General features: G+C 42.8%; 16 protein-coding genes. 5 read left to right on the plus strand and 11 right to left on the minus strand.

The annotated features are described in order from the left end of the window. Window position 1: 1 nt before the first annotated feature. The 4 genes from NFU46_RS08235 to NFU46_RS08250 form a co-directional block, all read right to left on the minus strand. Window positions 2-835, minus strand: a complete 834-nt coding sequence (locus tag NFU46_RS08235; protein WP_251601092.1) for a DUF3034 family protein — start codon at window positions 833-835, stop codon at window positions 2-4. Further along, a complete protein-coding gene (locus NFU46_RS08240; RefSeq protein ID WP_251601094.1) occupies window positions 822-3,137 on the minus strand; it encodes an EAL domain-containing protein in 2,316 nt (771 codons plus the stop codon). Before NFU46_RS08240 ends, NFU46_RS08235 begins: the two co-directional genes overlap by 14 nt. After that, window positions 3,127-3,777 (minus strand): methylamine utilization protein, encoded by a 651-nt coding sequence (locus NFU46_RS08245; RefSeq protein WP_251601096.1) that lies wholly within the window; start codon window positions 3,775-3,777, stop codon window positions 3,127-3,129. The genes NFU46_RS08240 and NFU46_RS08245 overlap by 11 nt, the downstream gene beginning before the upstream one ends. A gap of 167 nt (window positions 3,778-3,944) precedes the next feature. Beyond that, on the minus strand, window positions 3,945-5,051 hold the full coding sequence (locus tag NFU46_RS08250) for a phosphoribosylaminoimidazolesuccinocarboxamide synthase (RefSeq protein ID WP_251601098.1): 1,107 nt from the start codon (window positions 5,049-5,051) through the stop codon (window positions 3,945-3,947). 217 nt (window positions 5,052-5,268) lie between these two features. On the opposite strand from NFU46_RS08250, the gene NFU46_RS08255 reads away from it, so the two are divergent. From NFU46_RS08255 to NFU46_RS08270, 4 genes are read left to right on the plus strand one after another with little or no spacing between them, the layout of a single operon-like run. Further along, window positions 5,269-6,342 carry a CDP-glycerol glycerophosphotransferase family protein gene (locus NFU46_RS08255; protein WP_251601100.1) on the plus strand — a complete coding sequence of 358 codons (1,074 nt, stop codon included), beginning with the start codon at window positions 5,269-5,271 and terminating at the stop codon, window positions 6,340-6,342. 16 nt (window positions 6,343-6,358) lie between these two features. After that, window positions 6,359-7,057: an ABC transporter ATP-binding protein gene (locus NFU46_RS08260; protein ID WP_251601103.1), complete on the plus strand. Its 699-nt coding sequence runs from the start codon at window positions 6,359-6,361 to the stop codon at window positions 7,055-7,057. Beyond that, entirely contained in the window at window positions 7,044-8,330 is a 1,287-nt protein-coding gene (locus NFU46_RS08265) for an FtsX-like permease family protein (protein ID WP_251601105.1), read from the plus strand. The genes NFU46_RS08260 and NFU46_RS08265 overlap by 14 nt, the downstream gene beginning before the upstream one ends. An 8-nt stretch (window positions 8,331-8,338) precedes the next feature. Further along, window positions 8,339-8,827 (plus strand): DUF3299 domain-containing protein, encoded by a 489-nt coding sequence (locus NFU46_RS08270; RefSeq protein ID WP_251601107.1) that lies wholly within the window; start codon window positions 8,339-8,341, stop codon window positions 8,825-8,827. Window positions 8,828-8,863: 36 nt separating this feature from the next. On the opposite strand, the gene NFU46_RS08275 is transcribed toward NFU46_RS08270, so the two are convergent. The 5 genes from NFU46_RS08275 to NFU46_RS08295 all read right to left on the minus strand — a co-directional run bounded on the left by NFU46_RS08275 (window position 8,864) and on the right by NFU46_RS08295 (window position 16,004). Further along, window positions 8,864-10,261, minus strand: a complete 1,398-nt coding sequence (locus NFU46_RS08275) for an efflux transporter outer membrane subunit (protein WP_251601109.1) — start codon at window positions 10,259-10,261, stop codon at window positions 8,864-8,866. Beyond that, window positions 10,254-13,388 (minus strand): efflux RND transporter permease subunit, encoded by a 3,135-nt coding sequence (locus tag NFU46_RS08280; protein WP_251601111.1) that lies wholly within the window; start codon window positions 13,386-13,388, stop codon window positions 10,254-10,256. The genes NFU46_RS08275 and NFU46_RS08280 overlap by 8 nt, the downstream gene beginning before the upstream one ends. 2 nt (window positions 13,389-13,390) lie before the next feature. Next, window positions 13,391-14,617: an efflux RND transporter periplasmic adaptor subunit gene (locus tag NFU46_RS08285; protein WP_251601113.1), complete on the minus strand. Its 1,227-nt coding sequence runs from the start codon at window positions 14,615-14,617 to the stop codon at window positions 13,391-13,393. Between the two features lie 74 nt (window positions 14,618-14,691). Beyond that, on the minus strand, window positions 14,692-15,501 hold the full coding sequence (mutM, locus tag NFU46_RS08290) for a bifunctional DNA-formamidopyrimidine glycosylase/DNA-(apurinic or apyrimidinic site) lyase (protein WP_251601115.1): 810 nt from the start codon (window positions 15,499-15,501) through the stop codon (window positions 14,692-14,694). Window positions 15,502-15,512: 11 nt separating this feature from the next. Beyond that, window positions 15,513-16,004 carry a hypothetical protein gene (locus NFU46_RS08295; protein WP_251601117.1) on the minus strand — a complete coding sequence of 164 codons (492 nt, stop codon included), beginning with the start codon at window positions 16,002-16,004 and terminating at the stop codon, window positions 15,513-15,515. A gap of 151 nt (window positions 16,005-16,155) precedes the next feature. On the opposite strand from NFU46_RS08295, the gene NFU46_RS08300 reads away from it, so the two are divergent. After that, on the plus strand, window positions 16,156-17,082 hold the full coding sequence (locus tag NFU46_RS08300) for a manganese-dependent inorganic pyrophosphatase (protein WP_054552703.1): 927 nt from the start codon (window positions 16,156-16,158) through the stop codon (window positions 17,080-17,082). Window positions 17,083-17,151: 69 nt separating this feature from the next. On the opposite strand, the gene rlmB is transcribed toward NFU46_RS08300, so the two are convergent. Both rlmB and rnr read right to left on the minus strand, forming a co-directional pair. Next, a complete protein-coding gene (gene rlmB, locus NFU46_RS08305) occupies window positions 17,152-17,898 on the minus strand; it encodes a 23S rRNA (guanosine(2251)-2'-O)-methyltransferase RlmB (RefSeq protein WP_054561023.1) in 747 nt (248 codons plus the stop codon). Then, window positions 17,895-20,378, minus strand: coding sequence for a ribonuclease R (gene rnr, locus NFU46_RS08310; RefSeq protein WP_251601119.1), 2,484 nt, complete (start codon window positions 20,376-20,378; stop codon window positions 17,895-17,897). The genes rlmB and rnr overlap by 4 nt, the downstream gene beginning before the upstream one ends. Window positions 20,379-20,456 lie beyond the last annotated feature (78 nt).

Genomic DNA, 20,456 nt, shown 5'->3' on the forward strand with positions numbered 1-20,456 from the left:
ATTACCAATACCCTGTTACAGAAAGATACCAACCTGTTTGATCCTTAGCCCCAGCAATACTTCCTAAGTCTAACCAAGCAGCAGTCACGCTAACATACTTATTAGGAAACCAAGCAACAAACACATCCTGCCAATCTTGCTCCCCTAAGCCAAGGTTATTGGACTTTTCACGATACTCAATACCCACAGCTATTTGATGGGTTAAAAACACAGCTGTCGATGCTTCAAATAACAACTCTTTATTGCTATCAGGGCCGCCAAAGCCTAACAAGCCAAGCTGATTAGCATCGCTATAACGAAAGGTGGTATTCCAAAACCAGTTATACCCAGCAAGCGCCCCTAAATGTAATTTACTCGCAGCAAGATATACATCGGTACCGCTGGTGTCTTTGGCACCAAGTAGGTTTGCGATACTGCCGTCATCCAGTGATTTATGTTGCACACCCAAGCTCAGCTGCGGCCATTTACTGTAAACGATATCGCCGTATAAGCGCACTTTCGCACCTGTAATTGATTGCTCAATGTCGGTATTTAATGCGGGAACTTCGAAGCGTTGCTCTGCGTAACTAAATTCAACGCGATCATAAATATTTAGCTGCGCGCCACAAACATCTAAGCGGTAATCACTCACATCAGCGCGGCTGCAAAAACCATTTATTGCTATTTCATCATCACTTGCATAGCCAGCAAGTTGCGCCCAAGGGACAATACCACCACCCGCACTACCTTCAACCTGTGAGACACCGGGCGTTGCTAGTAATTTACCCGATGCAGCTAACCCTGAACTTGCAAACGCAAGGCAAGTTAACCCAAACAACCAATTAAGACGCTTCATTGTACACCTCTAACCACTGCAAAAACTGCTCTGATTTTAGTGGCCTACTTAAATAATACCCTTGTGCATAATCGCATTTATTTTGCACTAAAATATCCAGTGAATTTTTGTTCTCAACGCCTTCAGCAACAACCGAAAAGCCCAGCTGATGACCTAGAGTAACCGTAGATTGCACTATGTATTGATCTTGACGTGACTGATCTAATTGCAAAATAAAACACTTATCAAGTTTTAGCTCATCAATCGGTAATGACTTTAAACGCCCAAGCGATGTTTGCCCTACACCATAGTCATCCAACGAGATTTTAACCCCCAAGGTTTTGAGGTTTTCTAGCGCCTTAATACCTTGCTCTTCGTTCTCAATCATATCGCGTTCTGTAAGCTCAATTGTGATCAAGCGCCCATTAACAGCATGTTTTTCTAACTGTTTAGCAAGGTGTGAGTAAAAACTTGGGTATGCAATATCTTGCGCAGAGACATTAATTGCAGCCTGCATAGTAATACCTTGCTGTTGCCATGCAGCAACTTGAGACACTACGGTTTTAACAACCCAAGAAGTTAACTCAACAATCACCCCCGATTGCTCTGCTAAATCAATAAACAGCTCTGGTGAAACCCACTGACCGTCTTTGCGCTGCCAGCGGATTAACGACTCAACTTTATCAATGCTATTAGTTTTAATATTTAATTTAGGCTGATAGGTCATGAACAGCTGACCGTCATCATCAACGAGGGCTTGCTTAAGTTCATCAATTATTGCAAGGCGCTCAAGATGCTCTTCGTCTTCACCTTCTTGATAATAATGAATAGTTTTATGCTCGCAAGATGCAGTATCAACAGCAATTAACGAGCGACGCATTAAATCCTCAGGGCTGACATTTTGCGAAAGGCAATGCACCACCCCAACACTAAAGCGTAACGTAATATTTAAGCCTTGAATTAAGTAGCCAGCCTGTAACTGAGCAACTAACTTCATTACCGCATCTTTAAACTGTTTCGTTTCATCTGCTGGCAATAAGGTTAAAAACTCATCACCACCTATTCGAGCATTCACCCCTTGATAATAGGCTGAGTATTCACCAATACGCTCAGCAACCGCTTTTAAACAGTCATCACCAATACGCGGGCCTAATTTATCATTGATATGACGAAGACCGCGGATATCTATAGCAATCAGTGTGTACTCAGCCCCTTCGGCAAACAAGTTTTCCATATTTTCTAACATAGCAGAACGGGTATAAAAGCCGGTTAATGAATCATGGCTAGCTTGAAAACTTATTTGCTGTTCACGCTCTTTAATGTCGTTACCCATGTTGTTAAAGGCATCAATTAAAGTGGTGATTTCGCTACTTTGCTTTTTACCTACAAATTCAGCTTTATAATTGCCACGGGCAAATTGCTGCGCAAGTAAAGTAAGCTTTGAAAGCGGTGTCGTGAGGTTTTTAGCTAAGATACCACTGGTCAATACGCCTATCACAACCGTAATAGTAGCAAGCACAATAATGGTAAAAAACAGCTGTTCAAACTCACGATAACTCTGTGTTAAATCAGCGCTTAATAGCACAGAAACTAGGTGTCCGGGCAAAGATGGAAGTTCAACCAGGCGGTTTCTATAGACCGGCTTCTCACCAAATATGCGCTGCGTTGTCTCGTTATTAAAATGCGCTAATACAGAGGTGCTTTGTGGTTGCTTGGTCAGCGATGTTTCTACCACACCATCATCTTCACCAATAAAACTCACATCCATTGTGGTGAGGTTTTTAAGCTCTGCAGCAACAAGGTCGTTAATCTCGAAGCCCACTAAACTGTAGGCAACAGTTCGAGGTGCGCGCACCGGCAGTAAAATAACTTGGTAAAGAGTTTGATCAAGTACAATGAAATTTGATTGCTCAGCATCAATGAGTAATTCATTCATCAATGCAGAAAACTCATCTGGCATATGATTAAATTCAGTATTTGCTGAAACCAATTGCCCTGATAAATCCACAAGCAACATCAAATCAGCATTTATTCGACGACTGTGGTTATTCAATACACTACTAATGGTATCGGCGTCTTGAGTTGCGACCGCTTGTTTAAAGCCAAAATCTGCGGTGAGGACCTTTGCAGCCGTTAATAGCAGGCTCTCTTTAGCGCTTAAATATTGCTTAAAAACATTTTCAGCAACATTAATATCTTCACGTAGCTTTTGATCATTAAAGCGGTTTGTCGACCACCAAGAGCTTGCTAAACTGACTAAACTTGTTAATAAAACCAGGCTTACGCATAAGGCTATGATCCGCCCTCTTAAACTATGAATCATTATCTGCCTTAAACATCTCACCAAACGTATTACGCGGTGCAGGTTCATTCGTATTAATTGTAATATCAGCGACTTGCTCAGTTACAGTGACTGATAATTTTTTATTGATTTCACTTGCTTGGTTTGGGTGCCAAATCGTTATACTAGTTGGAACAGTAATACCTTTTAATTGTACTTTGCCATCCTCTGCTGTTTTTAGTGTATTAGCGCTATTTGCGACATAGATATAACCCACCATAGAGTCGTGAATATTACAGCCTAAGACTACAACTCCACTGTTATCAAACAACTCTGGTTTTTCTGGACGGTCAGCGTAAAGCTTAATATTAAATGGTTTAGCACTTGAAAAAGAATAAACATGATGGCGGATATTATCGCTATTAGGAAAATCAACAGACTGCCCTTGTTGTATCACCAATACATTAGGTGAAAACTGCTTATTAACCTGATCCATCACAGCAACGGGTAATTGCGTGCTCGGTGAGTTCGCATTATTTTCTAATTCGATGACAGCATCAGCCAAAGGCTTACCAAATTGATCATGAACGGTAAATGAAATATCAGCAGCGAATGCAGTTGCTACGCTGCACAGAACTACAAAAGAACATACCGTGCGAGCACAGTGCGCAAAAAACGTCATAATTGAACCTTGCTTAGCCTAGTTTGCTAATAAGTATAGATTAATCTTAGCTTAAGTTAATGAGAGAGGGTATGAAAAGCAAGAAAAAAGCCAAGCAGTTTTACTAGAAAACCAACTTGGCTTTAATAATATTGACTTAGAGCATATCTAAGTTAAAAAAATAGCAATTAATTGTGCTTAATTAAGCCGTATTCTTTATCTAAAATAGCAATTACTTCACTACGTGGGTCGCTTGGAATAGTAATTTCTTGACCAATGATTTTACTCGCAATGCCAACGTAAGTATCAGACACTTCAAGCATCACTGATTCTGGCAAGGTGTAGTCTTTAGCAAGCTGCTCACGCTCGTCCATGCGGTCTTTATTTAATAACACATCGCTGTCTGGCACGTTATTAATTAATAACTGGCGGAAACCCTCTTTTGAGTTTTCAATGATTTTACCGTCACGGTAAGCTGGGCCATCCCAGATACGTGATGAATCAGGCGTGCCTACTTCATCAATGTAGATAAGCTTATCTGAACCATCAATGTCTTCAACATAACCAAATTCAAATTTAGTATCGACAAAGATTTGGTCAAGCTGTGCAAGTTCATCACTCATCAGCTTAAAGCCTTCAACAAGTAATTGCTCATATTTAGCTACATCGTCTTCAGACTTGAAGTTGAAAACAGATAGGTTATTGGTGATGTTTTCACGGGTAATGTTCACATCATCTACTTCAGGAATATCAGCAACACCGGTGATAATGCCTTTCGTTGATGGCGTAATTAAAACTTCATCTAGCTTTTGGTTCGCAGCTAGTCCCTCTGGTAAATCAATACCACAGAAATTACGCGTACCTTTCGCGTAATCACGCCACATACTGCCAGTAATATATTGGCGAGCAATGGCTTCAACTTTTACAGTACTTGCTTTACGCACAATCCATACATAAGGGTGTGGAATATCAACAATATGGTTACCAGCAAGGCCTGCTTTATCAAATAACTTAAACCAATGAGATGCCACAGAGTTTAGCGCGATGCCTTTACCAGGAACACCATTTAAACCGTTTTCACCTTGCCAAATACAATCAAACGCAGAAATACGGTCAGAAATAACCATAATAGCTAGCTCAGTTCCTTTTGGGACTTGATAACCTTTGTCATTAATTAAACGAGCGCTGTCTTCATCAGTTAACCAATAAACTGAACGCACTTTACCACTGTGTACCGCACCTTTGGTACGGATCGGTAAATCATCGTTTACGTCTAAAACTTTATAGCTAGTCATGCTATCTCCGATAGTATTTGGCATGCTCTTGTGAGCACATGTATGGGATTGGGGTTATGGCCGCCTATAATAATCTAGACGCCTTGAAAGCTCAATCATTGCACTATCATCAGCAGCCTGCGGATGTAATAAAAACCATAAAAATTTAAACTTTCAGTAATTTTGCTGTCATAAACATTATTTCGCTATACTAGTGCCCTCGTAATAGGAGGTTTTCTTGGATTACTTAGCAGCTACAGCAAACAAAAAATACTTGATGTATATTTCACAAAACTACTCTTACGCTATTTTACGCCCTTTGCAGCGAGAGATTCTAGCCCGCGGAGGCGAAGTGAGATGGTTTTTAGAGGGGAACGAAATTAATCCTGACTTTCTTCAAAAAGAAGAGCAACGTTTGATGTCTTTAAGCGATGTAAAAGAATGGCAGCCCGATGTTGTCTACCTGCCTGGAAATGTTGTGCCAAATTTTATTCCAGGGAAAAAAGTAAAGGTTTTTCACGGTTTTAATTCAGGAAAGAGAGTTAATAACGGTCTAGATAACCATTTTAAAATTCGTGACTGTTTTGATTTATATTGTACTCAAGGACCATCAACAACGACCACTTTTATAGAGCTAGCTCAGAAACATGGCTACTTTCAAGTAAAAGAAACCGGCTGGCCAACACTCGATCCTTTTTTTAGTGAGATTGAAAACAATCCATACAAAAACCCAAACGACAACAGAAAAACCTTATTGATTTGCTCAACTTTCTCAAAGCGCCTGTCTCTTGCACCTAAATTATACGAACAAATAAAAGCATACAGTGAGCAAGGCAAGTGGCGAATTTTGGTGCAATTTCACCCAAAAATGCCAAGCGAGCTTGTTGATAAATACAAGGCTCTACAAAACGACAATCTAACCTTTGTCGAGACTGATAACGTATTACCTCTATTACAAGCTGCTGATACCATGCTGTGTGATACCTCATCTATTTTGCTTATGTTTATCTTACAGAGAAAGCCCGTCGTGACGTTCTGCAACCAAGCACCTGGTGAACACCTTATTGATGTCACAGATGTCGATAAGCTAACTGAGGCGATTGATTATGCCTTCACACGACCCGCTGAATTAATGGCGAAAATTGAGCACTTCTGCCAGCAACTGCATCCATACCAAGACGGCTTATCGAGTCAACGTGTACTTGCTGCTAGCAATGAATTACTATTGAGCAATCCTGCACTTAAGCCGAAACCACGTAATTTTATTCGTAATTTTAAAATGCGCAGAAAATTAAATTACTGGCGATGGTAACAATTCATAGGTCGTTATGATCACGCTTGAAAATGTGCTTTTCAAATGGCACGCAAAACAACCTGAGCCGACGATCAATATTCCTGAGCTAGATATTGATCAAGGCGAACATGTTTTTCTTCACGGTCCGAGCGGTTGTGGTAAATCAACGCTATTATCCCTGCTTGCTGGCGTCACAGTGCCAACACAGGGCAATATCGAGCTGCTTGGTAAAGCGATTAACCAACTGAGTAATAGTAAACGGGACCGTTTTCGTGCCGACCATATTGGTTATATTTTTCAAAACTTTAATTTACTGCCCTATTTATCGCCCATTGAAAACGTGACTTTAGGTTGCCAATTTTCAAAGCATAGGCAAAAAAACGCATTAAAAAATAGTGCAACAATAGCCACTGAAGCAAGCCGCTTACTGAGCGCTTTAGGGCTAAATGATAATTTGCAACATCAAGCCGTTGCACAGCTGAGTATTGGCCAGCAACAAAGAGTTGCCGCTGCGCGAGCCTTTATTGGCAGCCCTGAAATTATTATTGCAGATGAACCTACCTCAGCACTCGACACACAAAATCGCCAAGCATTCGTAAAATTGTTATTTGAGCAGGCAAGCGCAGCAAATAGCACGCTAATTTTTGTTAGCCATGATGAAACATTACAAACGCTATTTACCCGCAGTATCAGCCTTGTTGAGTTACAAGGAGGCACAGATGCTACTCATTAAACTCGCCACAAAAAGTTTATTAAACCGTAAGGCCAGTGCCCTACTCACTTTGTTTACAATAGCCATAAGCGTGATGCTACTTATGTCGATTGAACGGGTTCGGGTCGATGCTAAAAGTAGCTTTAGCAATACAATTTCTGGCACTGATTTAATTGTTGGTGCGCGTACCGGTGATATCCAATTGCTGCTGTCTTCGGTATTTCGCATTGGTCATGCAAACAATGGCGTGAGTTGGAAAAGCTATCAATTCATCTCTGGGCAACGGGGTGTAAAATGGGCTATTCCTATGTCGCTTGGCGACAGCCATAAAGGCTTGGCTGTACTTGGTACAAATAAAGACTATTTTGAGCACTATCGCTTTGCTAAAAAGCAGCCCTTAAGCTTTTTACAAGGTCATGAGTTTAATCATTTATTTGAGGTTGTACTCGGTGCTGAGGTTGCCAATACCCTTGGCTATCAACTTGGTGATGAAGTGGTGATTGCACACGGCATGGGCAATACCAGCTTTCATAACCATGACGATAACCCATTTAAAGTGGTTGGTATTTTAAAACCAACGGGGACACCTGTTGATAAAACCCTGCATATTCCACTTGCAGCAATTGACGCAATTCATGGCAGTCATGCCCATCAGCATGAATCCGCTCAGGCTGATGCAAATGACCATGACCATGACCATGACCATGACCAGCATGATGATGTTGATTTAGTTGGCACACCAAAACAAATAACGGCTTTTTTACTTGGTTTTGATTCACCACTTTATACTTTACAAGTGCGCCGTAATATCAACCAATACAAAGATGAGGCACTGCTTGCCATCATGCCGGGCGTTACTTTGCGTGAACTATGGGAAATGCTCTCTATCGTTGAAAAAATCTTGCTATTATTTTCTATCGTCGTGGTGCTGATCAGTTTGCTTGGCATGTTAACGAGCCTTCTTTCAAGCCTCAATCAACGCCGCAGAGAACTTGCAATTTTGCGCTCTGTTGGCGCAAGACCTTGGCATATTTTCACCTTGATCAGTGTCGAATCATTACTCATTACAGGGCTTGGCTGCATTGTTGGTATCGCATTATTCTATGCTTTAATGCTACTCGGCGCAGATTACTTGCAAAGCCATGCCGGAATAAGCCTAAATATAGCCTTATTGTCATCCTATGAACTCATGCTTTTAGCTGCGATAATGGTTGCAGGCTTTATTGTTGGGTTAATTCCCGCAACTCGCGCGTATTTCTACTCTCTTGCTGATGGTATGAGTATTAAAATTTAAGGAATGTTATGCCGTTTTATCGAAAATTCGTCGCTTTAGTCGCATTAGTTGTGTGTGCTGGAGCTAATGCTGGCGCACCTAAAGAAATCTTCTGGGAAGATTTAATTCCAAAAGGTCATGTGCAAATCGATACCCAAGCGCAAGCAAACCATGAAGGCTCTGAACAAAACTGGGTGCAACCAGATCTTGATGCTCCCGTGGTAAAAGAACTTAATGGTCAATCAGTAAGTTTGCCTGGTTTTGTTGTTCCGCTTGAAGGCGACAGCGAAGTGATCACCGAGTTCTTATTGGTGCCTTATTTTGGTGCTTGTATTCACGTACCACCACCGCCGCCAAACCAAATTGTGCATGTCACGATTAAAGACGGCGTACCAATCGAAAGCCTCTACGATGCGATTGTCGTGACTGGCGTTATCAGCACCGAAACCTGGTCTGGTGAAATTGCTCAAGTCGGCTATAAAATGAAAGCCGTTGGTGTAGCACCATTTGAGTTATAAGTTTTTAAAAGAGCATGTTTTTGCATGCTCTTTTAATTAATCTACCACTTTTTCTTTTTCCAGTTCCTGTTCGCTTAATTCATACCATCCGCCACCAAGAGCTTTATAAAGCGTTGCTAGGCTTTGCAGACGATCATTCTTTGCCTGCGATAACGCTATTTCTGCCGAAAATAACTGGCGCTGTGCATCCATTAAATCAAGGGAGCTGGCAACACCATTACTATACCTAAGGCGTGCTAAGCGGTAGTAATCTTGGCTACTGAGCACCAAGCTTCTTTGCGCATCATAGCTTTGCTCTGCAGACTGATAGTTCGAAAGCTGATTGCTCACTTCTTGCAGTGCCACCAGCACTGTTTTTTGGTATTGAATACTTGCCTGATAAGCTCGTTGTTCCGCCACCGTTAAATTTGCCTGATTGCGTCCCATATTAAATATTGGCATTAACAGCTCTGAGCCTAGCAACCAAACCTGCGAATTACTGGCAAGCAAATCACTAAAATCAGTACTTTCACTGCCATATTCGGCATATAAACTAAGTTTTGGGAATAACGCCGCTTTTGCGACCCCAATCTCAGCCATGGCCGCTTGCCATTGATACATTGCTTGCTGCACATCTGGTCTACGCTTTAACAGTTCACTAGGTAGTCCTGTGGGTAATTGCTTAGGAAGGGTTTGCACAGATAACTCATTCCCCCCTTGCACATCAGCATTGGCATCACCAATCAAAAACTTTAACTGATTAATAATCCGCCTTTCACTATGCTGTAAAGGCGGGATCTTCACTTTCGCTGACTCTAATTCAACCTCAGCTTGGCGCTGTTCTAGCCCTGAAATAATACCGCCTTTTTTACGGATACGCGCAATTTCAAGCTCTTTCTCGCGAACCTTAATCGTACTCAGGCTAATTTTTAATTGCTCTTCAACTTCTTTGAGGGCAAAAAACTGCTGCGCAACATCAGCAATCAAGGCGAGCTGCAACGCGTTTCTTGCTTGCTCTTGGCTATAATAATTTGCCAGTGCGGCTTCGCTTGCACGTCGGTTACTACCAAATAAATCTAGCTCCCAACTTAAGTAACCTTTTAAATCAAAGGTATTTTCGGGGCTACTCTTGAGTTCTTCTTCTCGCTCTGAAGTAAGCCCTACATTCACATCAGGCCATAAAGCGGCATCGGTAATTCGATACCGAGCTCGCGCTTCAATAATTTTCGATTGCGCAATTAACATATCTTGGTTATTAAGAAGCGCTTGGCTAATCAGCTTTTGCAAATGAGGGTCGCTATATATTTGCTTCCATCCCGCTAAAGCCTGCGACTGTGGCGTAGCTGCTGCACCCATAAAATTAGCAACTTCACTATGCTCAGGTGCTTCAAAATCAAGCCCTACAGCACAACCTTGAATGCAAGCGAGACAAAGCAATGGTAACAATTTATGCATCGACTTGCTCCTCTACTACTTTAGAGGCCGGTATTTGCTGTTTTTTTACAAACCGTGCAGCGGTAATAAAAAACAGCGGAACTAATATAATGCCGATAGAGCTTGCCAGTAACATCCCCCCTAAAATAGGCATAGATACCGACTGCCGACCAACCGCTCCGGGGCCAGAAGCAAGTACCAACGGCAATACACCAAGCACAAAAGAGGCTGCAGTCATTAATATAGGCCGAAAGCGAGAACGGGCGGCTTCTATTGCTGCATCAGCGGCGTCCATCCCCTCCTGATAAAGCTGATTTGCCACCTCAACAATCAATATAGAATTCTTTGCCGCAAGGCCAATCAAGGCAATAAAGGCGACTTGGAAGAATAAATTGTTTTCATGCCCCGTCACTAAGGTTAATACAGAGGCTCCCAACATGGCTATCGGGCTTATTAGTAGTACAGCAAACGGCAAGCTCCAACTTTCATAGAGCGCCGCTAAAAATAAAAATACAAACACAATAGCAAGGCTGATAGCGATACTTAGCTGACCCGATGAGCGAATTTCTTGATAAGTTAATCCCGTCCATTCATAGCCAAGGTTAGGCGGTAGTTTTGCCATTTCTTCTTTAATTACGTTAATTACATCTCCCGATGCATAGCCCTCAGCTGGCGATACATTCACCATGGCACTGGTAAACATATTAAAGCGATTTATTGCAGACGGACCGGTTGTTAAATTTAACTTAGCAAGCACATTTGATGGCACCATAGCGCCATTTTTTGAACGCACATAAAATTCGTTGAGGTTTTCAGGGCGTGCCCTAAATTCATCTTCAGCCTGAACTTTAACCCGATAAACGCGGCCAAATAAATTAAAGTCATTAATTGTTGATGAGCCAGTAAGCACTTTCATTGTGCTGTAAACATCGGCAATCGGCACCTCTAGCGCCATGGCTTTTTCTCTATCTAACTCTAAAAACAGCTGAGGTACTGAGCCACGCAGTGAGCTACTTGCTTTAGCAACTTCAGGGCGGTTATTTAAATTTGCCAGCAGTACCTCGAGCGATTCAACCAGACCCGTTAAGTTGCCTCCTGTTTTTTCTTGCAGCGCAAACTCAACACCAGAGCCCGAACCAAGCCCCGCCACAGCCGATGGCTGAAACACATTAAATTCAGCATCGGGAATGGCGTACAGCTGCTTACGAATATCATTCATCACACTTGTGACCGTAAAACCTTGCTCTGCACGCACTTGCCAAGGTTGTAAAATCACCTCCATTTGACCATGTGATTGCGCACTACCAGCACGGCGGTTTTCACCCGCTAGCGTGAATGAATAAGCTACCCCAGCATGGCTCATAACAAATTGGTTAGCTTTACTTATCACCTCGTTGGTACGTGAGACCGTTGCCGCATCTGGCAAGGTAATATCAACAAAAAAGCGTCCTTGATCTTCTTGCGGCATAAAGCTACTTGGTAATTGGCTGAACACAAAGTAACAGCCACCTAGCATTATAAAAAAGCCAATATAACTACGTTTTGCTTTTTCAGAGCATGCCTTTACAAGCCAGGTGTATTTTTTGCCAACACCTTCAAGCCAATTATTAAATTTAACAAAAATCTTATTGTTTGATGGGAGGCTAGGTTTTAAGAAAATCGCACATAAAGCAGGGCTCAAGGTTAACGCAACTAGGGTCGAAATGAGTACCGCAACGGTAATTGAAATCGCAAATTCTCGGTACATAATGCCCGTAATACCGGCTAAAAATGACACCGGCACAAACACCGCTGCCAGTACTAAAGAGGTTGCCACTATGGCGCCAGAAAGCTCTGTCATCGCTTGCTTAGTAGCAGCAACTACCTCCATATTTTGCTCATTGATCAGTCGCTCAACACTTTCGACTACGACAATCGCATCATCAACGACGATGCCGATTGCCAATACCATAGCCAATAAACTGACATTGTTTATGGTAAATCCAAATGCAGCCAAGGCGATAAAGGTACCCACTATCGACACCGGCACAGCTAAAGCGGGTATTAAAGTCGTTCGCCAGTTTTGCAAAAATAAATACACCACTAAAATCACTAAGATCAGCGCCTGAATAAGGGTATTGATCACCTCATTAATCGACAGCTTGATAAACTCAGAGGCATCATAAAATAACTGCCATTTCACTCCCTTTGGAAAAGCCGCGCTCAGGCGTTCCATCTCAGCCTTAACACGTTCAGTAACCGCTAATGCATTAGAGCCTGGTAACATATAAACCTGCAAAATAGTGGCGGGCTGTTCATTTAGTTTTGAATTTAAAGTGTACGCAGACGATGCCAGCTCAACCCTTGCAACATCTCGCAAGCGGATCATCGAGCCATCACTATTCACTCGCAGCATAATGTTATTAAATTCATCAACCTTATTAAGCCGTCCTTGTGCCCGCACCGGAAAATTAAGCTTAATTGCATCGCTCATTGGCTGAGCCCCAATCTCCCCAGCAGCGGCCTCTTTATTTTGTGCTTTGATTGCTGTGGTCACATCATTCACGGTTAACTCGTAGCCCGCTAAAATATCAGGCTTTAACCAGACCCGCATAGCATAAGAACGCGAGCCGGTGTTACGCACTTTACCAACCCCGGGAACACGCTTTAAAGCCGCCTCAACATTGATGCTAGCGTAGTTACTCAAATAGATTTCGTCATAGCGGGGGTCATCAGAGGTCAGTGCCAGTTTCAAAAGCTCAACGGAACTTTCATTAGAGACATTCACCCCTTCAGTTTGCACATCAACAGGTAAATTACTGCCTGCTTGGCTTGCGGTGTTCTGTACATCGACAAGGGCGAGATCTGGGTCGGTGCCAACATCAAAGGTGAGTGTGATCCCAACACTGCCAGAGTTAGTTGCCTTTGACTCCATATACAACATATTCGGTGTGCCATTTAATTCTTGCTCAAGAGGAATGGCTACCGACTCCGATGCGGTCTCAGCCGTTGCGCCAGGGAATGAAGCAGACACTTTAACTGACGGCGGAGCAATATCAGGGTATTGATCAATCGGTAGAGTAAAGAGCGAGACCAAGCCTGTGAGTAAAATAACTAACGAAATAACGATAGCAAACACTGGACGCTTGATAAAAAAGTGCGAAAACATAGTTAAGCTCCCTGCTGATTTTTTTCATCATCTTGTTTGCTTGGTTTATCTGGCGCCAGTGGAATGGTGCCCGTGTTTGGCGTTAATTGGCGTTTTTCAAACTCGGCTAACGAAATCGCTTTTACTTGCTGACCATGACGAATGCGGTGCAAACCTTTCACCACCACTTGCTCACCGGCACTCAAGCCAGCGCTGGCAACAATCCCTTGTTCACCGTAATGCTCAACAACAATAAAGCGCCGCTCTATCTCACCTGAGTCAAGTACCACCATCACATAAATACCGCCCTGCTCCACTTGTGTAGCTTCTTCGGGGACAACTATGGCATCTTTCAACTCAGATAATTTAATCCGTGCTTTTGTATATTGCCCAGGTAATAGCTCACTATTAGGGTTAGGCAGTTTTGCTCTTACTTTAAAGGTGCCCGTTTTCGGGCTAATTTTAGGGTCGGTAAAACTCACATCGCCCCAATATCGATACTCGCTGCCATCAGGCAAAGAAATACGTACAAAGCCCTCAAGTGCCTTGCCTTGTTGTTCGGCTTGTAACTGCTCCATCATGCTGGTCATACGCCGCTTGGCATTCAAATAATCAAGAGCCGACATATTAAAATTAACGAAAATAGGGTCTATTTGCTGAATGGTAGTAAGGAGTGAAATACCGTTACTGCCGACCAAAGCACCGAGATCGGCTTCAGAGCTACCAACCATGCCGCTAATTGGCGCCGTAATACGGGTATATTCTAAATCAAGCTTGGTTTCTTCAAGTTCTGCTTGGGTTGCTGATAATGACGCTTGAGCTTGCTCTTGAATAGAAATTGCATTGTCGTAGTCGAGCTGACTTGCTGCGTCTTGCTCATAGAGGGGTTTTAAACGAGTAACGTCGCGCTTTGCTTTTGCCAGCGCCGCTTGGTCTTTTTGTAGTGCGGCTTTAACGCGATTAAGCTTAGCTCGGTAGGGTCTATCATCAATGGTGTAGAGTAAATCACCTTCGTTTACCCAACTACCTTCAACAAATTCAACACTTTGTACAAAGCCGGTGATCCGTGCGCGTACTTCAACATCAAGTGATGCGTCTGTACGCGCCACGTAATTCCCATACAGCGGCACATCAAACTGCTTAACCTCAGCGGTAACCACTTCTTCAACGATAACTTGAGGTTGCTCTTTAGAACAACCCACCAGTGCCGCTAAGCACACGCACCCTATGACGTATTTGTTTAATAGCATACAACCTTCTCATTCCTTAAGCCTGTCTCTATCTTGCTATCTGTTGCAATACTACATAGATGAGGGATTCTTTGTTATTTTTGACAATTAGAGCAGTACACAGTGCTTCTTTGCCCTAATCTAATTTCTTTTAATGGCTCTTTACACGTTACACATGGCTCACCTTTGCGACCATAAACTAGTAATTGCTGGGCAAAATAACCGGGCTTACCATCACTTTGAGCAAAATCTTTTAATGTTGTGCCGCCTTGCGTGATAGCCGCAGCAAGTGTTTCTTTAATAATAGGCACTAATTGCTGATAACGCTTTAAAGACACCTTGCCGGCTTCTCGTTTCGGGTGAATTCCGGCCTTAAATAACGACTCATTGGCATAGATATTACCTACACCAACGACCACAGCGTTATCCATAATAAACTGTTTAATTGGTACTTTTTTATTTCTAGACTGTTCGTAAACACGCTTTGCAGCAAACTCATCGGTAAGTGGCTCCGGCCCAAGCTTGGTTAGCAAGGTATGACATTCGCCTGGTGCTTGCCATAAGCAGGCACCAAAGCGACGCGCGTCGTTGAGTCTTAGCGCTTTACCTGAGGCTAAAATAAATTCGATATGGTCGTGCTTTTTTAATGGCTCATCTGCGCTCACAACTCGTAAGTTGCCCGACATTCCTAAGTGCAAAATAACGCTACCCAGCTCACAACCGAGTAATAAATATTTTGCTCTACGCTCCACTGAAGTAACTTTAAGTCCTTGTAATTGATATACATCATCAGGCACAGGCCAACGCATACTGGGGTTATGAATATTTACTTTGGTCACTGTTTGGTTAAGCACATGCGGTGTTATTCCCAAACGGCTAACTTCAACTTCTGGTAATTCAGGCATCTGTGACTCTCTTAAAACGGATATAACGGAAATAACTTAGCAGCATCAGCTTGTTCAAGCTCAAATACTCGTTGTAACCGCTTATCTAATAAATAGTATTGCTGATCTATGTTGTACAACTGATACACCGCTGGCAACTGCTCACCGGCTAGCCACACGGAGGCAACATAATCAGCCGATGTCTGTGAAATTTTACTCACAGGGAGACTGGCAATAGTCAGTTTTTGATGTTGCCAAAGTTCAACGAGTTGTTCGAGCTGCTGCTCATCGCCTTGCCATGTGCTTTCTTGCAGTGATTGGCTACGCCAAGAGGTGCCGATACGCTCGATTTTTAATTCTGGAAATGCCATTGCTAAAATGAAGCTTTGCTCTGGGAGTAATGCTTGTACCCCTTCTTCAACGGGCTGTGTATTGAGCTTTTTATGTAGGCCATTGAAGAAAAAAATCATCAATAGCATCGAAATAATCACCACATTATTCCATGCTTTTCGGCTCAAGCGCATCAGTATCTTCCTCAGTTTTCAATATCTTAAAGTGTAACCAAAAAGGACATTAATTGGCAGTTGTAATTGATCAACAAAATTTCATGTCTGTTATGTATCAATCTGTCGATACTTTGCTAAAATATCCGCCAAATTTAAAGGAGTTCCGTCAATGTCAATGTATGTAGTGGGTCATAAGATCCCTGATTCAGATTCAATTTGCGGTGCAATTGCGCTTGCTTACTTAAAAAACCAGATCAATGAACCTGCGATCCCGACGCGTTTAGGTGAAGTATCACCTGAAACACAATTTATCCTAGATAAATTCGGTTTCGAAGCACCTGAGCTAAAACTTAGCTACGCAGGTGAAGACGTTTATATCGTTGACCACACAGAAAAAACACAAGCACCTGATGACATCGATGAAGCACGTGTTGTGGGTGTTGTTGATCACCACAAACTAGGCGACTTAACATCATCAACACCACTTGAGTGTTGGATCCGCCCAGTGGGTTGTTCAAACACTATCATCAAAATGATGTATGACTTCTACAACGTAGAGATTCCAAAAGATATCGCAGGCATAATGTTATGCGCTATCTTAAGCGACACTGTAATCTTTAAATCACCAACTTGCACAACAGCTGATATCAAATGTGTTGAAGCACTTGCTGAAATCGCTGGCATCGAAGATTTCAAAGAACTTGGCATGGAAATGTTCAAGGTTAAATCAGCAGTTGAAGGCACGCCTGCACGTGATTTAGTAATGCGTGATTTCAAAGACTTCAACATGAACGGTAAGCTAGTAGGTATTGGCCAGCTAGAAGTTATCGACCTTGCTGTATTTGATGAGATCAAAGCAGACCTTGAAGCTGACATCGCAAAGCTTAAAGAAGAAGGCGGTCGCCACTCAGTATTACTCCTGTTAACTGATATCATGAAAGAAGGCTCTGAAATGCTAATTGCGTCTGATGACGTATCAGTAATCGAAGCTGCCTATGATGTTAAATCAGAAGACGGTCGCGTTTGGTTAGATGGCGTATTAAGCCGTAAGAAGCAAGTAGTACCACCACTACAAGACGCTTTCGCAAAGATCTAATCAGAACTGTTAGATACAAAAAAGCCGATGTTACATCGGCTTTTTTTGTGTCTAAAATTTTCGCGGTAGTTAGATTTGCGTTGCATTACGCTGGCGTAACACCTCAAATAAACAAATACCGGTCGCAACTGACACATTTAAACTAGATACCGAACCAGCCATTGGGATTTTAACTAATAAATCACAATGCTCACGTGTAAGACGGCGCATACCATCCCCTTCTGCACCCATAACAACAGCCATTGGCCCTGTTAGGTTTGCATCAAATAACTCAGTATCTGTTTCACCGGCAGTACCAACAACCCAAACGCCTGCATCTTTAATTTCACGTAGCGTACGCGCAAGATTGGTTACTTGTACCAATGGCACTGTTTCTGCTGCACCACACGCTACCTTGCGCGCTGTGCCGTTTAGTTTTGCAGATTTATCTTTAGGAACGATAATCGCGTGTACGCCCGCAGCATCTGCACTACGTAAACAGGCACCTAAGTTATGCGGATCTGTAATGCCATCAAGCACCAATAAGAAAGGCGTTTCTTCACGGGCTATGATCTCATCTAGATCTTTTTCGTTGTACATGCGCGCCGCTTTTACATTAGCGATAATGCCTTGGTGCTGCTCACCATTTGCTTTATTATCAAGCGCTTTACGCTGCATAAATTGTACAGAAATACCGAATTTACGTGCTTGGTCAATAACCGGGTTTAAACGTTTATCTTCACGCCCTTTTAAAGCGTATATTTCTAAAAAGCGCTCAGGCTCTTTTGCTAATATTGCTTCAACTGAGTGAAAACCAAAAATTAATTCATTACTCACGTATTATTTGCTCCTCGGCCATTACGTTTACGGGCATTCTTACCCGGTCTTTTTGCCTTTTTGGTGGCTTTTTTCTTACTCTTCTTTTTACCGGCTTTTACAGCATCAGCTTGTTTACTATTAGGCTTTTTACGCCCTTTTGAAGGTGAAGACTTGCCACGTTTTTCATTCTCTTTGTCGCCTGATTTTGCCTCAAAGCTGCCTGACTGCGCTTTTTTACCAGGAATTTTACCTGCTTTGAGCTGGGCACGAACACTTGGTTTTGCAGGGGCACTACGGCCACGACGACGCGCATAACGGTCTTGTTGCGCTTCACCTGCTAACACTAAGTTTATGCGTCGCTCATCAAGACTGACAGATGACACCTGAACCGTTAGTTTATCGCCTAAACGATAAACGGAGTGAGTTTGTTCACCAATCAAGCAATGCTTAGCACCATCATAATGGAAATACTCATTGCCCAGGTTAGTTACATGGATCATGCCATCGATTTGTAAATCATCTAAGCGTACAAATAAACCAAAGTTAGTTACCGATGAGATCACCCCACCAAATTCGTCACCAACATGGTCTTGCATAAATTCACATTTAAGCCAATCTGCCACTTCGCGAGTCGCATCATCAGCACGGCGTTCAGTGGTTGAACACTGCTCACCTAAAATATCAACTTCGTCATCAGTGTAGGCATACTCACCCGATGTTTGCTGACCTTGCGCTTTAAGTACCGCTTTAATTGCACGGTGCACCACTAAATCAGGGTAACGACGAATTGGCGATGTAAAGTGGGCATAGGCTGGTAAAGCTAAACCAAAGTGGCCAATGTTATCTGGCTGATAAACCGCTTGCTTCATTGAACGGAGCAACATGGTTTGAATAAGCTCAGCTTCTGGGCGGTCGCCTAATTTAGCTAACACTTGGGTTATTTCTTTTGGTGTTGGCTCATCAGAAATGGCGGTTTCGATACCAAGCTCTGATAAAAAGTTTCTGAAGAAACCAAGCTTTTCAGCATCAGGCTCATCATGCACACGATAAAGCGCACTCGCCTCGTGCTTTTCTAATAATCGGGCTGCCGATACGTTCGCTAAAATCATGCACTCTTCGATAAGTTTGTGTGCATCATTGCGAACCACTGGCACGATTGATTCGATCTTACGATGTGCATTAAACACAAAGCGCGTTTCTAAAGTTTCAAACTCAATCGCACCACGCTCTTGGCGAGCAGCTTTAAGTGCCATGTACATTTGCTGTAAGTCAGTTAAATGTGGCACCATCTTGGCGTACTCTTCACGCAGCTTTTCATCGCCTTGTAAAATCGCATTCACTTTCGTGTAGGTAAAACGAGCGTGTGAATTCATCACCGCTTCGTAAAATTTATACCCAGACAACTTACCCGCTTCTGACACCGTCATCTCAGCAACCATACATAAACGGTCAACTTCTGGGTTCAATGAGCACAAGCCATTCGATAGCACTTTTGGCAGCATCGGAATAACTTGCTCAGGGAAGTATACTGAGTTACCACGTTCAATCGCTTCTTTATTCAGAGGCGTGTTCATTCCTACGTAGTGCGACACATCGGCAATGGCCACCCATAAACGCCAACCACCTGATGGTTTGCGCTCACAGTAAACGGCATCGTCAAAGTCACGGGCATCTTCACCGTCGATTGTAACTAGCGGTAAGTCACGTAAATCAACGCGACCTTGCTTTGCTTGTTCATCAACAAACTCACCTAAATGAGCGACTTGCTTTTCAACCGCTTCTGGCCAAACGTGGGGAATATCGTGATTGCGTAGTGCAACTTCAATTTCCATACCCGGTGCTAAATGCTCACCCAGTACCTCAGTGACTTTACCTACCGCATTCATATGTCGGCTTGGGTTTTGGGTAATTTGCACCTGCACCATTTGGTTGTGGCGCGCGCCATTTTCACTACCCGGTAGTATCATAATATCTTGCGTTATGCGTGGGTCTTCAGCCACAACAACTGCAATACCATGCTCAACAAAATAGCGGCCAACAATCGGGGCTCGCTCATTGGTCAGAACCTTGATGATGCGTGCATCGCATTTGCCACTTGAGCCTTTGCGGTTGCCTTTAGCAAGCACAATGTCACCGTGCAACACCATATTCATTTGGTGCTTTGCGATAAACCAATCTTTACTCTCACCTTCAACTTCTAAAAAGCCGAATCCGTCACGATGACCAATGACCTTGCCTTTAACCAGGCCTGATTCATCAATCAATGCGTAGCATTTAAACTTATTGAAATACAGTTGACCATCGCGTTCCATAGCACGTAAACGACGTTTGAACGCAATTTGACGCTCTGTATCATTCACATGTAATTCGTCACAAAGTTGTGTGAAGTTTGCTGGTTTGGCGCGAGATTCTAAGTGAGTAAGTATAAACTCACGGCTAGGGACGGGGTTTTCGTACTTTTCTTGTTCTCGACTGAGATTTGGATCCTGTTTTGACATTCACTATCTTGTTAGTTGGTTATGTTGTTATTTTAACCCATAACCTAACAATGAGACAGGCAAAAGCTATGAAACTTT

The sequence above is a fragment of the Pseudoalteromonas sp. NCCP-2140 genome, assembly GCF_023708065.1.
GTDB lineage: Bacteria > Pseudomonadota > Gammaproteobacteria > Enterobacterales > Alteromonadaceae > Pseudoalteromonas.